The 17,805-nt window shown below is 72.5% G+C and carries 16 protein-coding genes; 5 read left to right on the forward strand and 11 right to left on the reverse strand.

The genetic code is table 11. From position 1 onward, the window contains the following. Positions 1-130: 130 nt before the first annotated feature. A complete protein-coding gene (locus tag ACOOHC_RS12875; protein WP_420450809.1) occupies positions 131-1,762 on the forward strand; it encodes an acyl-CoA dehydrogenase family protein in 1,632 nt (543 codons plus the stop codon). Between the two features lie 81 nt (positions 1,763-1,843). Here ACOOHC_RS12875 and ACOOHC_RS12880 read toward each other — a convergent pair whose 3' ends face one another. From ACOOHC_RS12880 to ACOOHC_RS12925, 10 genes are all read right to left on the reverse strand, one after another. Then, on the reverse strand, positions 1,844-2,086 hold the full coding sequence (locus ACOOHC_RS12880) for a hypothetical protein (RefSeq protein ID WP_420450810.1): 243 nt from the start codon (positions 2,084-2,086) through the stop codon (positions 1,844-1,846). A 221-nt stretch (positions 2,087-2,307) separates the two neighbouring features. Next, complete coding sequence (locus tag ACOOHC_RS12885; protein ID WP_420450811.1) at positions 2,308-3,000, reverse strand: dienelactone hydrolase family protein; 693 nt, start codon at positions 2,998-3,000, stop codon at positions 2,308-2,310. Positions 3,001-3,143: 143 nt separating this feature from the next. Next, positions 3,144-4,442, reverse strand: coding sequence for an ABC transporter substrate-binding protein (locus tag ACOOHC_RS12890; protein WP_420450812.1), 1,299 nt, complete (start codon positions 4,440-4,442; stop codon positions 3,144-3,146). Between the two features lie 73 nt (positions 4,443-4,515). Then, positions 4,516-5,289, reverse strand: coding sequence for an ABC transporter permease (locus tag ACOOHC_RS12895; protein ID WP_420450813.1), 774 nt, complete (start codon positions 5,287-5,289; stop codon positions 4,516-4,518). After that, complete coding sequence (locus ACOOHC_RS12900) at positions 5,286-6,068, reverse strand: ABC transporter ATP-binding protein (protein ID WP_420453799.1); 783 nt, start codon at positions 6,066-6,068, stop codon at positions 5,286-5,288. Before ACOOHC_RS12900 ends, ACOOHC_RS12895 begins: the two co-directional genes overlap by 4 nt. Positions 6,069-6,163: 95 nt before the next feature. Next, complete coding sequence (locus ACOOHC_RS12905; RefSeq protein WP_420450814.1) at positions 6,164-7,126, reverse strand: ABC transporter permease; 963 nt, start codon at positions 7,124-7,126, stop codon at positions 6,164-6,166. A gap of 76 nt (positions 7,127-7,202) precedes the next feature. Beyond that, positions 7,203-8,219 carry a TIGR03842 family LLM class F420-dependent oxidoreductase gene (locus tag ACOOHC_RS12910; RefSeq protein ID WP_420450815.1) on the reverse strand — a complete coding sequence of 339 codons (1,017 nt, stop codon included), beginning with the start codon at positions 8,217-8,219 and terminating at the stop codon, positions 7,203-7,205. A gap of 2 nt (positions 8,220-8,221) precedes the next feature. After that, entirely contained in the window at positions 8,222-9,706 is a 1,485-nt protein-coding gene (locus tag ACOOHC_RS12915) for a CoA-acylating methylmalonate-semialdehyde dehydrogenase (protein ID WP_420450816.1), read from the reverse strand. Between the two features lie 198 nt (positions 9,707-9,904). Next, the gene (hydA, locus tag ACOOHC_RS12920; protein ID WP_420450817.1) at positions 9,905-11,320 is read right to left on the reverse strand and encodes a dihydropyrimidinase; all 1,416 of its coding nucleotides are present in this window, start codon (positions 11,318-11,320) and stop codon (positions 9,905-9,907) included. A 95-nt stretch (positions 11,321-11,415) separates the two neighbouring features. Next, positions 11,416-12,258: a nitrilase-related carbon-nitrogen hydrolase gene (locus tag ACOOHC_RS12925; RefSeq protein WP_420450818.1), complete on the reverse strand. Its 843-nt coding sequence runs from the start codon at positions 12,256-12,258 to the stop codon at positions 11,416-11,418. Between the two features lie 288 nt (positions 12,259-12,546). Between ACOOHC_RS12925 and ACOOHC_RS12930 the strand changes: the two genes are divergently transcribed. After that, positions 12,547-12,852, forward strand: coding sequence for a hypothetical protein (locus ACOOHC_RS12930; RefSeq protein ID WP_420450819.1), 306 nt, complete (start codon positions 12,547-12,549; stop codon positions 12,850-12,852). Positions 12,853-12,936: 84 nt separating this feature from the next. On the opposite strand, the gene ACOOHC_RS12935 is transcribed toward ACOOHC_RS12930, so the two are convergent. Then, positions 12,937-13,749, reverse strand: a complete 813-nt coding sequence (locus ACOOHC_RS12935) for a hypothetical protein (RefSeq protein WP_420450820.1) — start codon at positions 13,747-13,749, stop codon at positions 12,937-12,939. 136 nt (positions 13,750-13,885) lie between these two features. On the opposite strand from ACOOHC_RS12935, the gene ACOOHC_RS12940 reads away from it, so the two are divergent. Genes ACOOHC_RS12940 through ACOOHC_RS12950 form a run of 3 tightly spaced genes read left to right on the forward strand, consistent with a single transcriptional unit; the run spans position 13,886 to position 17,720 of the window. Next, positions 13,886-14,395, forward strand: coding sequence for a hypothetical protein (locus ACOOHC_RS12940; RefSeq protein ID WP_420450821.1), 510 nt, complete (start codon positions 13,886-13,888; stop codon positions 14,393-14,395). Between the two features lie 25 nt (positions 14,396-14,420). Next, complete coding sequence (gene hrpB, locus ACOOHC_RS12945; RefSeq protein WP_420450822.1) at positions 14,421-16,979, forward strand: ATP-dependent helicase HrpB; 2,559 nt, start codon at positions 14,421-14,423, stop codon at positions 16,977-16,979. A gap of 9 nt (positions 16,980-16,988) precedes the next feature. Further along, a complete protein-coding gene (locus ACOOHC_RS12950) occupies positions 16,989-17,720 on the forward strand; it encodes a TSUP family transporter (protein ID WP_420450823.1) in 732 nt (243 codons plus the stop codon). The last annotated feature ends 85 nt before the right edge of the window (positions 17,721-17,805 follow it).

Genomic DNA, 17,805 nt, shown 5'->3' on the forward strand with positions numbered 1-17,805 from the left:
GGGCATGATCCCACGTCGGCGGGCTCGGAGCCGACCGGGTCCCGGCGCGGCGACGCGGTGACCTCCGACCGGCCCCGTGGCGTCCGGCTCGAATGGTCGCCGTCAGGAGCGGTCGGTACTCTCGCGAGCCATGACCGAGCTCGCCCCTCCCGACCTCCCCGCCGCCGCTGACGCCATCGATCTCGCCGACCGGGTCGTCGGCAGCGCCGTGCGTCGCCTCGCCGGCCTCGACGGCGGCCCGGACGTGCACCAGGTGCTGGCCTACGAGATCGCCCACGCCGCAGCCGGTGTGGCGACGGCCAGGTCGCTGATCGACTACGGGGGCAAGGGCGAGGTGGAGGCGAAGATCACGTGCGCCTACGCCGCCGACATGGTCCACGACCTCGCGTCGCGGATCTACGGTCGCGAGGACGACTGGGGCGTCGAGCGCGACGTGCTGGCGAACGTCCACGCGTTCGTGACCGCCTACCGGGCTCCGGCGTTCCTCGCGTCGCTCGCCGACCAGCCCGGGCCGCGGCACCTGTCCGACGACATGGAGATGGTCGCCGACACCTTCGGGTCGTTCGCGCAGAACGTGATCGCCCCCCACGCGGAGCACGTGCACCGCACCAACGACGACGTCCCCGAGGAGATCATCACGGGGATGGCCGACCTCGGCGCGTTCGGCCTCAGCGTCCCCTCGGCCTACGGCGGCTACAGCGAGGGCGGCGACGAGGAGTACATCGCGATGGTCGCCGCCACCGAGGCCCTCTCGACGGCGAGCCTCGGGATCGGCGGCTCGCTGATCACCCGGCCCGAGATCCTCACCCGGGCGCTGGTGAAGGGCGGCACGGAGGAGCAGAAGCAGACCTGGCTGCCGCGGCTCGCCTCGGCCGAGGTCATGCCCGCGGTCGCCGTGACCGAGCCCGACTACGGCTCCGACGTCGCGGGGATCAAGGTCAACGCCACGCCGGCCGAGGGGCCGAACGGCGAGGACGGCTGGGTGATCAACGGGGTGAAGACGTGGTGCACGTTCGGCGCCCGCGCCGATGCTCTGACGCTGCTCGCCCGCAGCGACCCCGACCGCTCCAAGACCCATCGCGGGCTCAGCCTGTTCATCGTCCCCAAGCCCCGCGGCGACTCGCACGGGTTCGACCTGCGCCAGGAGATCGACGGCACGGCGACCGGCGGGCGGATGGAGGGCCGCCCGATCGACACGATCGGCTACCGCGGGATGCACAGCTACGAGATCTCGCTCGAGGACTGGTGGGTGCCGGCGGAGAACCAGATCGGCGGTCCCGAGGGGCTCGGCAAGGGCTTCTACTACCAGATGGCCGGGTTCGAGAACGGCCGCCTGCAGACCGCGGCTCGCGCCGTCGGCGTGATGCAGGCCGCGTACGACGAGGCCCTCGAGTACGCGGAGAACCGCACCGTGTTCGGCGAATCGATCCTCGACTACCAGCTGATCCGCGCCAAGCTCGGCCGCATCGCCGTGCTCACGCAGGCCGGTCGGCAGTTCTCGTACGCGGTTGCGACGCTCATGGCCAAGGGCCAGGGCGCGATGGAGGCGTCGATGGTCAAGGCCTACGTGTGCAAGGCGGCCGAGTGGGTCACCCGCGAAGCGATGCAGATCCACGGCGGCATGGGCTACGCCGAGGAGTACCCGGTCAGCAGGCTCTTCGTCGACGCCCGGGTGCTGTCGATCTTCGAGGGCGCCGACGAGACCCTCTGCCTCAAGGTCATCGCCCGCCAGCTCATCGCCGCGAGCCGGCAGAGCTCGTAGCGGCCGACCGGCTCACCCGGGCCGCGCCGAGCGCAGCCGCGTCGGTCGCGCACCGGGCCGATCAGCCGGTCGGGACCGCGCTCACTCGTCCGGCTCGCCGTCGCCGTCGACGTCGTCGGCGCCCTCGACCGGATCCAGGTTGTCGATCGGTGCACCGCCGCCCACCCCGGCGCTGTCCGGCGGGACGACGGTGCCGGCGTCCGCCGGCAGCTGTTCGTCGTCCTGCGTGGGTTCGGAGCTGCACCCGGCCACGAGCAGGCCCGGGACGGCCACCACGGCGACGAGGCGACGGATCGCACGGGATGGGTTCGGGGGTCGGTTCATGCTCCGCAGCGTCACCCCGAGGCGACCTCGCCAAACGCCGGAGCCCCGCGACCCCGGTCACGTCACCGTCGACGATCGCCCGCACCTCGACGTGGTCGCCCGGTCCGACCCGGCGCACGCGGCGCGGCACCGCCTCGATCCGACCGCTCACGCTCGACGCCGCCCCCGGCGCTCAGGCGGTCCCGGCGTCCGGCGGCGCCACGCCGGAGCGAGTCCACCTCTCAGCCCAGTCGCTCGTGGAGGAACCCGGTGAACTGCGGCCACAGCCGCTCGGCGAGCTCCTCGTCGTAGGAGTCGAGGGCGTCGTGGGGCGCCATGAACGCGTGGCTGGTCCCCTCGTGGACGGTGATCGAGACGTCCGTGCCGAGACCCCTCAACGTCGACTCGAGCTCGCGCGCCCCCTCGGGCGGGAAGAAGTCGTCGTTCTCCGCGAAGTGCCCCTGGATCGTCGCCTCGATCGCGGAGTAGTCGGGCTGGTCGTCGCCGGTCGGGTAGCCGTAGAACGGGACGGCGGCCGTGATCCGGTCGGGGCGCGTGGCGGCGAGGATCCAGGTGAGCATCCCGCCCATGCAGAACCCGACGACGCCGATCGACTCCCCCGTGGTGGACTCGTGCTCGACGAGGCGGTCGACCGCGCCGCTCATGTCGCGCGCCGCGCGCTCGGGCGGGAGCGCCTGCATCAGCTCGCCGGCCTTGTCCATCTCGTCGTGCTGCGCCAGCTCGCCGTGGTAGAGGTCGGGCGCCAGCGCCACGAAGCCGTTCTCGGCGAGGCGGTCGGCGACCTTCCGGATCCCGCTGTCGAGGCCCCACCACTCCTGGACGACGATGACGCCGGGCCCCGACCCGCTCTCGGGGATCGCGAGGTACCCGCGTGCGTCGATCCCGTTGCTCTCGAACTCGATCATCTCTCCCATGGGCGCCAACGTAGACGGTGGGTCACCGGATCCGACCACCCCGCTCCCGAGGTGGGGCGGGGCGGGTGGCGCCGGGCGGGTGGTGGGGCGGGTGGCGCGGGTCGTGGCGTCCGCGTCGTGCGGATCGCCACGACCCGCCGGGTTCACTCGCCGCCCTCGTTCAAGGTGACCTCGGTCGGCTCGTAGCCGTCACCCTCCAGGTCGACCCCGTCGCCGACGAGGGCGACGGCCTCGGTGACGATGTCGTTGGTGAACGCGCCCTCGCTCGGGGGCCCGCTCAGCACCGTCGCCCCGTCGAGGTTGGGGGTGCTCTGGCTGATCTCGACCGTGCGATCCCAGGCCGCCTGGTCGATCAGGCCGATGTGCTCGCCCGACGCCGGCCAGATCAGCTTGTTGACCTCGTTCATCATCCACCGCTGGTGGCTGGCGCCGAGGGTCGAGCCCGCCTCGGTGACGATCGTGGCGCACCGCTCGACGTTCTCCCGGCAGAACGCCCAGCCCTCGAGCGACGCGGCCACGAAGCGCACGGCCTGATCCCGGTACGCCTCGTCGCTCTCGAGGCGCTCGGCATCGGCCCAGATCGCGTCCTGGAGCATCCCGACGCCGACCTCCTCGTAGCTGATCACGTCGAAGTCCTCCGGCTGGTACAGCTCACCGGTCTCGGGGTCGACGGCCTCGAGCACCTGCGCGTACTCGTTGTACGTCATCGCCTCGGCGGCGTCGATCTCCCCCTCGAGCAGGGCGACCATGTCGAACTGCTGACCGACGAGGGTCACGTCGGAGGCGGGATCGAGCCCGGCTTCGCCGATCGCCGCGAACACCTCGTACTCGTTGCCGAAGCCCCAGTTGCCGATGGTCTTGCCCTCGAAGTCGGCCGGCTCGGTGATGCCGGCGTCGGCGAAGCTCACCTGGAGCGTGCCGGAGCGCTCGAAGACCTGGGCGATGTTCACGATGTCGGCTCCGGCCTCGCGCGTCTGCAGCGCCTTGGGCACCCACGCGATGGCGAAGTCGGCGTTGCCGTTGGCGAGCTCGGCCTGGGGCACGATCTCGACCGCTCCCTCCTTGATCTCGACGTCCAGGCATCGGTCCTCGTAGAACCCCTGGTCGATCGCTGCGAAGTAGCCGCCGAACTGGGCCTGGGTGAACCACTGGAGCTGCAGGCTCACCTCGTCGACCGATTCGCACCCGCTCGCCTCCCCGCCCGCCGCGGTGCCGGACGGATCGGTCGCGGCGGACGTACCCGCGGGTGCGTCCGTTCCGTCGACCGCGTCGGCGGCGTCCGCCACCTCGGAGCTGGCGGTCTCGGTGGCGTCGTCCACCTCCTCGCTCACGTCCTCGCCCACCTGCTCGGCGGCGTCACCTGCGTCGTCGCTCCCGCAGGCGGCGGCGACGAGCGCGAGCGCGGCGACACCGGCCAGCGCGGTCCTTCGATGGTTCCTCATGTGCGTGCTTCTCCCCCGGGGCGTGCCCCGTCGTCGGCCGGCGCGGTGCCGGCGGTGTGCTCGATGTGTGTCCTCATCCCGTGGCGCGTCGGGCACCGTGCCCGCCGACCACCCTCTCCATCACGATGAAGACCAGGTAGAACGTCAGCCCGAGGGTCGACGCTCCGATCACGTAGGCCCAGGTGACGTCCTTGCTGCCGTTGAGGCTGTTGGTCACCGCGTTGGCGAGACCGTCCTGGGGGCCACCGAAGTACTCGGCGACGAACGCGGTGATCACCGCCAGCGGCGCGGCGATCTTGAGCGCCGTGAACAGGTGGCCGAGCGCGTTCGGCACGCGCACCTTCCACAGGATCGCGCGCGGGGTGGCGGCGTAGGAGCGCATGAGCTCGAGCTGGGTCGCGGACACCTGCCGCAGGCCCTTCGCGACGTTGACGAGCACGACGAAGAAGACGACGAGGGCGACCATGAGCCGGCGTGGCACCTGGCTCGACGTGCCGAACAGCATGTTGTTGAGCACGGGCACGACGACGACGATCGGGACCGCGTTGAGCGCGACGGCGAACGGGGTGACCATCTCCTCGAGCAGGCGGAACCGGACCGTCACGAAGCTCATCGCGATTCCGAGCACCACCCCGACGACGAGCCCCACCAGCGCGTTCGAACCGGTGAGCAGCGACTTGTCGACCACGTCGCCGAAGCGGTCCGTGAACGCCGACCAGATCTCGGTCGGGGCCGGGAGGACGAAGGGCTGCAGATCGAGCGCGCGCACCACGATCTCCCACAGCGCGAGACCGGCGATGGCGAACGCCACCGGGGGCCAGACCGCCCGGAGCGGGTTCGACGTCATCGGTCGTCCATCCCACGCCCGGCGCCGCGGCGCCCGGCGGCGTCCTCCACGGCGCGCAGCGCCTCGCGCACCTCGGTCACCTTCGCGTAGTACGCGCCGTCCTCGCGGGTGTCCTCGTCGCGGTCGTCGCCGAGGTGGACGTCGATGCGGTCGGTGATGCGCCCGGGTCCCGCGGACATCACGATGACGCGGGTGGACAGGTACACGGCCTCGGGGATCGAGTGGGTGACGAACACGACCGTCGTCCCCGTGGCGCCGCAGATCTGCAGGAGCTCGCTCTGCATGTGCTCGCGCGTCATCTCGTCGAGGGCCCCGAACGGCTCGTCCATCAGCAGCAGCGGTGGATGGGCCGCGAGCGCACGTGCGATCGCGATGCGCTGCTGCTGCCCGCCGGAGAGCTGCCACGGCATGTGCCCGCCACGGTCGGGCAGCTTGACGAGGTCGAGCATCTCGCGGCTCCGCCGGGCGCGCTGCGCGCGATCCCAGCCCTTCAGCTCGAGCGGGAGCTCGATGTTCTTCGCGACCGTGCGCCAGTCGAAGAGCCCCGACTGCTGGAACGCCATGCCGTAGTCCTGGTCGAGCCGCGCGCGGTGCGCGCTCTTGCCGTTCACGAGGACCGTCCCCGTCGTGGGATCGAGCAGGTTCGCGATCAGGCGGAGCAGGGTCGACTTGCCGCACCCCGACGGCCCGATGAGCGACACGAACTCCCCGCGACGGATCGTGAGATCCACGTCGGTCAGCGCGTCGACCCGGTCGGGGGAGCCGACGCCGAACGACATCGACACGTCGCGCACGTCGACCGCCGCGACCTCCTCGCCCCCGGTGCCGGATCCCCCACCCCGCTCGGCGGCGCGGACGTCGATCGCCGGATCGGTCACCGGTCGTCCTCGCGCGGTCGGTCGCGCATCGCGTACGCCTCGATCCCGCTCACGAGCCCGAACATCACGAGGCCCAGGATCGCCGCCGCGAACACGGCCGCGTAGACCGCGGCGGGCTGGCTGGTGGTCTTCTGGCCGTAGTTGAGCGCGGCGAACCCGACGCCGCGCAGACCGAGCGACACCTCCGAGACGACCACCCCGATCACCGAGGCGGTCGCCGCGAGCTTCAACCCGGGCGCGATGTGCGGGATCGCCGCCGGGAACCGCAGCTTGCGCAACGTCGTCCACCAGGAGGCGGCGAAGCTGTCCATCAGCTCGACCGCCGCCGTCGGCGCGGCGCCCAGGCCGCGCAGGGTCGCGATCGTGACCGGGAAGAACGACAGGAACGCCGCCAGCGCCGCCGCCCACGTCCACTTCGGCAGATCCCAGTTGCCGCCGAGCGCCGCGACCTGCGGCGCGAGGGCGATCAGCGGGATCGTCTGGGAGATCACCACGAACGGCAGGAGCCCGCGCTCGACCACCCGGAACCGCGCCATGAGCACCGCCAGCCCGATGCCGAGCGACGCCCCGAGCGCGAGGCCGGCGAGAGACATCCGGAACGTGTACCAGGCGTAGGAGAGCATCGCCCGCCACACGGGGGTGTCCTGGCCGCGCACCTCCGGATCGCCGAGGCGGGCGAACATGTCCCACACGTGGGGCATGACGCGATCGTTGGTCTTCGGGACGATGCGCCACCCGAGCACGTCTCCGCCGCCGGCGGGCCCGAGCGCCTTGTACACCTCCCACGCCACCGCACCGAGGACGAGAGCCGCCACGAGCAGCAGCGCCCGACGCAGCCCTCCGGGGACCCCGCGGCGCGACGCCGGGGCGCGCGAGCCCGATCCCGGGGTCGCGCCGACGTCGTCGGAGCGACGATCGCCGGACGGGGCGACCTCGGCGACGTCGACGGGGACGCTCACCGGCCCTCCACCGCTCGACCGGGGCGTGCGACGATCGTGGGGACGAACGACCGGGGCGCGCTCGCGCAGGCGCCGCTCACCGCCGGGCGGCCTCGCGCTCGGTGAGGGCCGGGATGATCTTCTCGCCGTAGGCCGAGAGGGTCTCGTCCTTGCCGTCGTGCTGGAGGTAGACGGCGAACTGGTCGACGCCGAGCGCGCTCAGCTCCGCCAGCCGCTCGAGGTGGGTCTCGACGGGGCCGAGGATGCAGAACCGGTCGATCACCTCGTCGGGGACGAAGTCGACGTGCTCGCTCGAGGCGCTGCCGTGCTGGTTGTAGTCGTAGCCGACGCGGTTCGCGATGTAGTCGGTGAGCGCCCGCGGCACGGCCGCCTCGTCGCCGTAGCGGTCGACGATGTCGGCGACGTGGTTGCCGACCATCCCGCCGAACCAGCGGGTCTGGTCACGCAGGTGCGCCAGGTCGTCGCCGACGTAGGCCGGCGCGGCGACGCAGATCGTGATCTCGTCGGGGTCACGCCCGGCGTCGGAGGCGGCGCTGCGCACCGCGTCGATCGTCCACTCGGCGATCGCGGTGTCGGCGAGCTGGAGGATGAACCCGTCGCAGGTCTCGCCGATCGTGCGCAGGGCCTTGGGCCCGTAGCCGGCGCCCCACACCTCGAGCTCGCTGCCCGTCGCCCACGGGAGTCGGATCGTCGAGCCCCGGTACTCGACCTCGCGGCCGCAGGCGAGCTCGCGGATCACGTGGGTGGCCTCGCGCATCGTGGCGAGGGTGACCGGCTCGCCGTTCGTGACCCGCACCGCCGAGTCGCCGCGGCCCATCCCGCACACGGTGCGGTTGCCGAACATCTCGTTGAGAGTCGCGTACGTCGAGGCCGTCACCGTCCAGTCGCGCGTCGCGGGGTTGGTGACCATCGGGCCCACCACGACCTTGCGAGTCGCAGCGAGGATCTGGGAGTGGATGACGTAGGGCTCCTCCCACAGGATGTGGGAGTCGAAGGTCCAGACGTGGCTGAACCCGTACGTCTCGGCACGGGTCGCGAGGTCGATCACGCGCGACGCCGGCGGCGTGGCCTGCAGGACGAGTCCGATGTCCATGGTCAGCGCGTCTCCGGGAAGCCGAGGTCGACGGTGCTCGTGGCGGGATCGGGCCACCGGCTGGTGACCACCTTGCCCCGGGTGCAGAACGCGATGCCGTCGGGTCCGTACATGTGGGTGTCGCCGAACAGCGACGCCTTCCACCCCCCGAAGCTGTAGTAGCTGACCGGGACCGGGACGGGCACGTTGACGCCGACCATGCCGACCTCGACGTCGAACTGGAAGCGCCGGGCCGCGCCGCCGTCACGGGTGAAGATCGCCGTGCCGTTCGCGTAGGGGTTGGCGTTGATCACCTCGACGCCCTCCTGGTAGCCGCCGACGCGCATCACCGACAGCACGGGCCCGAAGATCTCGTCGTCGTAGCAGGCCATCCCGGGCTCGACGCCGTCGAGCAGGGTCGGGTTGAGGAAGAAGCCGCCGTCGGGCACCCCCTCGCGCCCGTCGACGACGACCGTCGCCCCGCCCTCGGCCGCGCCGTCGACGTAGCCGCGCACCCGGTCGCGGTGCTCGCCGGTGACCAGCGGGCCCATCTCGCTGTCGGGATCGGTGCCGGCGCCGACCGTCACCGCGCTCGCCCGCTCGGCGACCTTGGCGACGAGGTCGTCGGCGATCTCCTCGGCGGCGAGCACGACGCTGATCGCCATGCACCGCTCCCCCGCCGAGCCGTAGCCCGCGCTGACGGCCGCGTCGGCCGCCGCGTCGAGGTCGGCGTCGGCGAGCACGAGCATGTGGTTCTTCGCCCCGCCGAGCGCCTGCACCCGCTTGCCGTTCGCCGTGCCCGTCTCGTAGACGTGGCGGGCGATCGGCGTCGAGCCGACGAAGCTCACCGCCGCGACGTCGTCGTGGGCGAGGATGGCCTCGACCGCGTCGCGGTCGCCCTGCACCACGTTGAAGCAGCCGTCGGGCAGCCCCGCCGTGGCGAGCAGCTCGGCGACGAACAGGTTGACCGACGGGTCCTTCTCGCTGGGCTTGAGCACGAAGGTGTTCCCGCAGGCCAGCGCGTTGGCGAACATCCACATCGGGACCATCGCCGGGAAGTTGAACGGGGTGATCCCGGCCACGACCCCGATCGGCTGGCGGATCGAGTGGACGTCGACGCCGGCGGAGGCCTGCTCGGAGTACTCGCCCTTGATCAGCTGGGGGATGCCGCAGGCGAACTCGATGTTCTCGAGCCCGCGCGCCACCTCGCCGAGGGAGTCCGAGAGCACCTTGCCGTGCTCGGCGGTCAGTAGCGACGCGATCTCCTTGCGGTTCGCGTCGACGAGCTCACGCAGGCGGAACATCACCTCGGAGCGCCGAGACAGCGACGTCGCCCGCCACTCGGGGAACGCGGCGACGGCCGAGGCCACGGCCGCTTCGACCTCGTCGGTCGTCGCGAGGCCCACCTCGGCGGTCTGCTCGCCGGTCGAGGGGTCGAAGACCGGCGACGTCCGGCCGGAGGTCGATGCGACGGTCCGGCCGTCGATCCAGTGGTCGATGCGCTTCACGTGTGGTCTCCTCGTGGATGGTCGTCGGCGGTGCGGTGCTCGTCGGCGGCGCGGGCCGGTCGGCGGTCGGGGGTCACCCGGGTGGCCCGGCACGGCGCCGGCACCGGGGACGGGCGGGACGCGGACGAGGCGCGCGCCCGGCGGAGCCGGTGCCGCGCCCCCGGCGCGGAGGGCGGGCGGGTGGCGGTCGGCATGGGGTCAGTGCAGGTAGTTCGACAGGCTCCGCTTGACGAAGCGGCCGTGGCCCTTCCGGCCGACGTAGGTGTCGTCGCGCACGACGACCTGGCCGCGCGAGAGCACCGTGTCGACCTTGCCGTCGACCTCGAAGCCCTCGTAGGAGGAGTGGTCGACGTCCATGTGGTGCTTGTCGTCGACGCCGATCCTCGTGCGCCCGTTCGGGTCCCACACCAGCACGTCGGCGTCGGCGCCGGGCTCGAGGACGCCCTTCCTCTCCAGCCCGAACATGCGCGCCGGGGTGGTGCAGCACGTCTCGACCCAGCGCTCGAGGGTCATCTCGCCCATCACGACGCCCTGGTAGATCAGCTCCATGCGGTGCTCGACGCCTCCCATCCCGTTCGGGATCTTGGAGAAGTCCCCGCGGCCGAGCTCCTTCTGGTCCTTGAAGCAGAACGGGCAGTGGTCGGTCGACACGACGGCGAGCTCGTTCATCCGCAGCCCCTTCCACAGGTCGCGGTGGTGGTGCTCGTGCTTCGAGCGGATCGGGGTCGAGCACACCCACTTCGAGCCCTCGAAACCCGGCTGCGCGAGGTGGTCCTCGATCGACAGGTAGAGGTACTGCGGGCACGTCTCCGCGAACACGTTGAGGCCCATGTGCTGGGCGCGCGCCACCTCCTCGAGCGCCTCGGAGGCCGACATGTGCACGATGTAGAGCGGCACGTTCCCCGCGACGCGCGCGAGCTTGATCGCCCGGTGCGTCGCCTCGGACTCGGTCTCCTCGGGGCGCGTGAACGCGTGGTGCTTCGGGTCGGTCTCGCCGCGGGCGAGGGCCTGGCCGACGAGGACGTCGATGGCGATCCCGTTCTCGGCGTGCATCATCATCAGCGCCCCCGACTCCGACGCGTTCTGCATCGCCCGCAGGATCTGCCCGTCGTCGGAGTAGAAGACCCCGGGGTAGGCCATGAACATCTTGAAGCTGGTGACGCCCTCGTTGTCGACGAGGTAGGTCATCGCCTTCAGCGAGTCCTCGTTCACCTCCCCGATGATCTGGTGGAACGCGTAGTCGACGTGGCACTCGCCGTCGGCCTCCTCGTGGCGGGCGGCCAGCGTCTCGATCACGTCGAGGCCGACGGTCTGGGAGGCGAAGTCGACGATGGTGGTGACCCCGCCCCAGGCCGCCGCCCGCGAACCGGTGTCGAAGTCGTCGGCCGACACCGTGCCGCCGAACGGCAACGACATGTGCACGTGGGCGTCGACCCCGCCGGGGACGACGTACTTGCCGGTCGCGTCGATCGTCGTGTCGGGGGTGATGCCGTACGTCGACGCGTGGCCGGGGGCCAGGATGGCCGCGATCGACTCGCCGTCGATCAAGACGTCGGCCTCGCGCCGCCCGAGAGCGGAGACGACGGTCCCACCCGAGATCAGTGTGGTTGCCATGGTGTGTGTCCTCCTCCTCGTCGGATCTTCCCGCGTCGCGGATGGGGTCGGACCCCGAGCGCGATCACAGGTGGGGTCTGACGACATCTGCGTCGTCAGCTCTCCACCAGCTCGTCGTAGGCGTCGGGGCGGCGGTCGCGGTAGAACGCCCAGCCGTCACGCACCTCCTTGATGCGGTCCATGTCGAGCTCGCGCACGATCAGCTCGGGATCGTGGTCGTGGCCCTTCTCGCCGACGTAGGCCCCGCGGGGGTCGACGAAGTAGCTCTGGCCGTAGAAGTCGTTCTCGCCGAGCGGCTCGATGCCGACCCGGTTGATCGCCCCGACGTAGTACATGTTCGCGACGGCCGCGGCCGGCTGCTCGATCGACCACAGGTACTCGCTGAGGCCGCGGTGGGTGGCCGAGGGGTTGAACACGATCTCGGCGCCGTTCAGGCCGAGCGCGCGCCACCCCTCGGGGAAGTGGCGGTCATAGCAGATGTACACCCCCACCCTGCCGACGGCGGTGTCGAAGATCGGGTACCCGCCGTTGCCGGGGCGGAAGTAGAACTTCTCCCAGAACCCCTTGACCTGCGGGATGTGCTGCTTGCGGAACTTGCCGAGGTAGGTCCCGTCGGCGTCCACGACCGCCGCGGTGTTGTAGTACACCCCGGGCTGCTCGATCTCGTACATCGGCAGCACCATCACCATGCCCAGCTCGCGAGCGAGCTCCTGGAAGCGGGCGGTGGTCGGGCCGTCGGGGATGTACTCGGTGTAGTCGTAGTACTCGGCGTCCTGCACCTGGCAGAAGTAGGGACCGTAGAACAGCTCCTGGAAGCAGATGATCTGCGTGCCCTGGTCGGCGGCTTCGCGCGCCGCCTCCTCGTGCTTCTTGATCATCGACTCCTTGTCGCCGGTCCAGTCGGTCTGCAGCAGCGCTGCGGTCACGGTCCTCGCCATGGTGGTCGCGTCCTCGTCCCCCGGGTCTCGATGTGCCAGGTGAACGACTCCCAGGAGCAGCCGGTCACCGACGGTGCGGCGACCATACACCAGCGCGAACGGACCCAGAACAGCCGACCGGGGCGTTCACCTCGCCGACCCGTCCCGGACCCGCTGCCGCAACACCGCCCGGCCGGGTGGCGGTCGCGACGTCACGCGGCGACGTCGTGCGTCGATCCCTCCGACGCCGCCCGGCGACGGTGCGGCGCGACGGGATGCCACCGCAGCGCCGCGCCGTACGATCGCCTCGTGGCGAGGCCGACGACGTGGCGCGAGGCGTGGGACTGGCTGCTCGGCCGCGACGAGCCGCCGCCCCCCGATCCCGACCGGACGGTCGAGGCCGCGTGGCTCCCGAGCTGGCAGGGGCGGATGATCACCGACGAGCTGGTCGCCGACGGCATCCCCGCCGTGGTCGTCGATGACTACAACATCAACCTGACCATGTACAGCCGAGAACCGATGGCACGCATCTTCGTGACGGAGGATCGTCGCGCCGAGGCCGAGGACGTGATCGAGGAGATCCTCGGCCACCCGCCGCGCAGGCGCATGCTCTGAGGCGAACCGGGAGGGCTCGGGTGACGCCGGGAGCGGCCGCCGCGCGCGGTCGACGGGTTCGGCTCCAGGCGCGCCGAGCTGCGTTCACATGGCCGGGCTGGACAGCAGCTCGGCCGACATCGGGCACTCGGCGCGCGCCGCGTGGGGCCCCATCGATCTCGTCCCCGTCGGCCCCACCACGTCGGTGACGAGATCGGCCGGGAGCACCTCGACGTCGAGGTCCCACTCGTCGCGCACGGACAGCAGCTGGTCGCGCTTCGCGACCATCACGTCGACGAACTCCGTCGGCAACCGCCGCCCGACGCCGGCCACGAGCCAGACCGGTGTGCCCGACGCACGTGCGCACGCGGCGATCGTGGACGAGCCCGAGGGGGCCACGATCCGCTGCGGATCCATCGCCAGCGCCTCGATCAGCACGACGTCGGCGGAGCGGGTCGCCGCTCCGGCGAACCCCGCCTCGACCGGCTCGTAGTCGACGTCGGCGCGCTCGAGGCGGCGCACGAACGAGGTCGCCGAGTGCTCGATGTCGAGAGCCAGCACGCGCACGTCGCCGCGTCGCGCCACGCCGGCGCCGACGGTCGCCGGATCCCCGATCGTGACGACGACCGCACCGTCGGGGAGGGCGGCGGCCAGCTCGGACGCGGTGCGGTCCTCGCCGATCGACTCGGCCAGCTCCCACACCGCGTCGAACGGCTCACCGGAGGCCGCGACCGTCGAGCACAGCCACCACATCGGGCCGGTGAACGGGTGCCGTTCGACGATGCGCCGGCACGCCACCACCAGACCGGACGCGTCGAAGCGCAGGGAGCCGAGGACGTGCGCCGTCTCGACGACGAGGGCCACCGGATCGACGCCGTGGGACCGGGCGACGTAGCGCAGATGCTCGATCGGGTGCACCGGGTCGATGCTAGAGCCTGCGTCCGGCGCCCGGACCGCAGGAGGCCGGTCGTGCGCGCCGTCCTCGCGGCACGGCCGAGGTGGTGCCCACCGACGGAGCTGGGCGCACCCGACTCGATCCCGTATCATCCCGGGCGTGTCCGACACCGACCTGAAGCTCCCGACGGACCTCGTGCTCACCCCCCTCGACCGAGGCGGGTCGGGGACGGGCCGCCCCGTGATGGAGTGGTTGACCACGTTCCACCTCGCGTCGGTCGTGCTGGACCCGTACACCAACGAGAGCTCGTGGATCCTGCGGACCGCCACGCGCGTGCTCGAGGAGTTCCGCGGCTGCGACGTGCGGATCAACATCATCGTGACCGCCGGCGCCGCCGACGCCCGTGCGTTCCTCGGGCCCCTGACCGAGCGCTTCCTCGTGTTCTGCGATCCCGAGCGGACGGCGGTGGCGGCGATGGAGCTCGACGAGCTCCCCGCGTTCGTGCTGACCCGCGTCGACGGTGTCGTCGCCGCCTCGGCCGAGGGGTGGGACCCCGAGCGGTGGGAGCACGTCGCCGACGCCATCGCGAAGATCACCAAGTGGACGTCGATCGAGCTGCCCGTGGCCGGTGATCCGGTTCCGTTCCGCGGCTCGCCGGCGCGCCCCTGAGCGTGACCCGACCCCGCCGTCGACCGTGAGCGACCGGTCGCGCCCGCCGTTCGGGGACCTCCCCGTGACGGAGGCGATCCCCGAGGTGCTCGACGCCCTCGAGCGGCGCGGCCGGGCGATCCTCGTCGCCCCGCCGGGCGCCGGCAAGACGACCGTCGTCCCGCTCGCGATGCTGGACGCGCCGTGGAGGGGCGACGGGCGGATCGTGGTCCTCGAGCCCCGGCGACTGGCCACCCGGGCGGCTGCCCGACGGATGGCCACGCTCACCGGCACCGAGGTCGGCGACCTCGTCGGCTACCAGACGCGCGACGAGCGCCGGGTGGGCCGCGACACGCGCGTCGAGGTGGTCACCGAGGGGATCCTCACCCGTCGCCTCCAGAGCTCACCCGAGCTGGCGGGGGTGGCGGCCGTCGTCTTCGACGAGGTGCACGAGCGCAACCTGCAGACCGACGTCGGCCTGGCGCTCGCCCTCGACGTGGCGGGGTCGATCCGGCCCGATCTCCGTCTCCTGGCGATGTCCGCGACTCCCGACACCGAGGGCCTCGCACGCGTCCTCGACGCCCCGATCGTGGCCAGCGCGGGGCGCACCTTCGACATCGACGTCCGCTGGGCGCCACGGGCCCCGTCCGCGGGGCGCGGGCGCGGAGGCAGGGGCGGCCGCCGAGGCGGCGGACGGGGTCCGGCGGCCGGTCGGATCGAGCCCGATGTCGTCGCCTCGGTGGTGCGGGCCCTGGGCGATCACGAGGGCGACGTCCTCGTGTTCCTCCCGGGCATCGGCGAGATCCGTCGCACCGAGGAGCTGCTGCGAGGCGCGCTCGGGCCCGGCGTCGACGTCCGCCCCCTCGCCGGCGCGCTGTCGCAGGCGGAGCAGGACGCCGCGCTCGAGCCGTCGCCGCCCGGTCGTCGACGCGTCGTGCTGAGCACGGACATCGCCGAGACCTCGCTCACCGTCGACGGGGTGCGCATCGTCGTCGACTCCGGTCTCGCCCGCGAGCCGCGCTTCGATCCCGCCAGCGCGATGACGCGCCTGGCCACCGTCTCGACGAGCCGGGCTTCCGCCGACCAGCGGGCCGGGCGTGCCGGGCGGACCGAGCCGGGCACGGCGTACCGCCTGTGGAGCAGGCTCGAGCACGGGACGCGCCCACGGCACCGGACGCCGGAGATCCTCCAGGCGGACCTGGCCGGGTTCGCGCTGGAGCTCGCCGCGTGGGGGGTCCGGCCCGATCCAGAGGAGCCGACCGGGGGCCTGGCGTTCATCGACCCGCCCCCGGCCGGGGCCCTCGCCCAGGCGCGCGAGCTGCTGGCCGGGCTCCGTGCGCTCGACCCGGTGACGGGGGCGATCACCGCGCTCGGGCGCGACCTGCTCGCGTTCCCCGTCCACCCCCGGCTCGCTCGGATGATCGCGGTGGAGCGCTCCTCGCTCGCCTGCGTCGTCGCGACCCTCGTGGAGGAGCGCGACATCCTGCGCGGCCGCGCCGACGACCTGCCGGCCGACCTCGCGCTGCGGGTCGCGGTGGTGTCGGGGGCGGCGGGCCACGACCGCGCCGACCGGGGTGCCGTCCACCGGACCCGGGATCGCTCCGCCGAGCTCGCCCGTCGCGCCGGGATCGCCTTCGACCGGGGGTCGATCGACCACGATCGCACCGGCGCCGTGCTGCTGCACGCGTTCGGCGATCGCCTGGCGGGGCGTCGCCGGGTGGGCCAGTTCACCCTCCGCTCCGGGAGCGGGGCGTGGATCGCGGACTCCGATCCGCTCGCCCACGAGCCCTTCGTGGTCGCCGCCGACCTGGACGGCCGCCGCGACCGGGCGCGCATCCGCATCGCCGCCGCCGTCGACGTCGACGAGGTGATCGCGCAGGGCGGCGACGACGTGAAGGAGCACCGGACCCTCGCCTGGGACGACGATCGCGACGACCTGGTCGAATCGGTCGAGCGACGCCTCGGCGCGATCCGCCTCGGGGTGCGCGACCGTCCCGCCGAACCGGGACCCGACACGACCGCCGCCCTGCTCGCGAGGGTGCGCTCCACCCGGCTCGCCGCGCTCGGGTGGTCGGCGGGGGCGACCTCGCTGCGCCGTCGCGTCGAGCACCTGCACCGCACCGTCGGGGAGCCGTGGCCGGACTGGTCGATCGACGCCCTGCTCGGATCCCTCGACGACTGGCTCGCCCCCTACCTCCCCGGGGCGACCGGTCGGCGGGACCTCGACGGCCTCGACGTCGCCACCGTCCTGCGATCCCGGCTGCCGTGGGAGGTCGGAGCCGAGCTCGACACCACTGCGCCCGCCACCCTCGAGCTGCCGTCCGGGCGGACCGTCGACGTCGACTACGGCGGTGAGCAGCCCACCGCCTCGGTGCGCGTCCAGGACCTGTTCGGCGTCACCGAGCACCCCCTCGCCGGTACCGAGCCGATCCGCCTCGAGCTGCTGTCCCCCGCCGATCGCCCGATCCAGGTCACCGCCGACCTCCCCGGCTTCTGGGCCGGTTCGTGGAGCGAGGTGCGCAAGGAGATGGCCGGTCGCTACCCGAAGCACCGGTGGCCGGACGACCCCGCGTCGGCCCCGCCGAAGCGGCTCAAGGACCGCTGAGCCGGATCGGTGACCGTCGTCGGCCTCCCCCTCCTCGGCGCGCTCGCGTGCGTCGCCGTCGTGTACGTCGGCGCCGTGATGCAGGCCACGACCGGGGTCGGCGTCGGGATCCTGTCGTCGCCGGTGCTGCTCCTCGTCGATCCCGACTTCATCCCCGGCGCCGTGGTGCTCGCGGTGCTGCCCCTGTCGTTCACCGTGGCGTGGGCCGATCGGGCGCACGTCGACCGCCCGGGGGTCGTCGCCGCTCTCGTCGGGCGCGTCCCCGGGCTCGTCGCCGGTGCGCTCGTGATCGCCGTCATCTCCGACACCGCGCTGTCGCTGATGGTCTCGGCGACGGTGCTGATCGGCGTCGTCGCGTCGCTGACCGCCCGGCGCTTCGCCCCGTCGACGGGCGCGCTGGTCGCCGCCGGGTTCGCCTCCGGGTTCACGGGGACCGCTGTCGGCGTCGGCGGTCCTCCCATCGCCCTCACGTACCAGCACAGCGACCCGGTGACGATGCGCGCGACGATCTCGACGTTCTTCTGCGTCGGCTCGGTCCTCTCGGCGATCGCGCTCGCCGTCGCCGGCGAGCTCGCGCTGCGCCAGATCGAGCTGGCGGCGCTGCTCCTGCCGACCGTCGTCGCCGGGCTGGCCACGGCGCGCCGCCACAAGGCGCGCCTGGTCGGCTCGGGGGTGCGGCCGGCCGTGCTCGCGCTGTCCGCCTTCAGCGCCCTGGCGCTGCTCGTTCGCACCCTGGCCTGAGGCGACGGACCCGCGACCCCGTCGGTCCGGCGACCGGGCCGCTCCCGCGACACGGCCGGGCTGCGGCACGGCGTGCGACCCCGCG

Source organism: Ilumatobacter sp., from assembly GCF_965215205.1.
GTDB lineage: Bacteria > Actinomycetota > Acidimicrobiia > Acidimicrobiales > Ilumatobacteraceae > Ilumatobacter_A.

Bases quoted from the DNA above. Each gene is read 5' to 3' on its own strand.
- ACOOHC_RS12895 (WP_420450813.1), bottom strand. From the start codon at position 5,289: ATGACGTCGAACCCGCTCCGGGCGGTCTGGCCCCCGGTGGCGTTCGCC.
- hydA (WP_420450817.1), bottom strand. From the start codon at position 11,320: ATGGCAACCACACTGATCTCGGGTGGGACCGTCGTCTCCGCTCTCGGG.
- ACOOHC_RS12900 (WP_420453799.1), bottom strand. From the start codon at position 6,068: ATGTCGTTCGGCGTCGGCTCCCCCGACCGGGTCGACGCGCTGACCGAC.
- ACOOHC_RS12880 (WP_420450810.1), bottom strand. From the start codon at position 2,086: ATGAACCGACCCCCGAACCCATCCCGTGCGATCCGTCGCCTCGTCGCC.
- ACOOHC_RS12890 (WP_420450812.1), bottom strand. From the start codon at position 4,442: ATGAGGAACCATCGAAGGACCGCGCTGGCCGGTGTCGCCGCGCTCGCG.
- ACOOHC_RS12925 (WP_420450818.1), bottom strand. From the start codon at position 12,258: ATGGCGAGGACCGTGACCGCAGCGCTGCTGCAGACCGACTGGACCGGC.
- ACOOHC_RS12885 (WP_420450811.1), bottom strand. From the start codon at position 3,000: ATGGGAGAGATGATCGAGTTCGAGAGCAACGGGATCGACGCACGCGGG.
- ACOOHC_RS12910 (WP_420450815.1), bottom strand. From the start codon at position 8,219: ATGGACATCGGACTCGTCCTGCAGGCCACGCCGCCGGCGTCGCGCGTG.
- ACOOHC_RS12875 (WP_420450809.1), top strand. From the start codon at position 131: ATGACCGAGCTCGCCCCTCCCGACCTCCCCGCCGCCGCTGACGCCATC.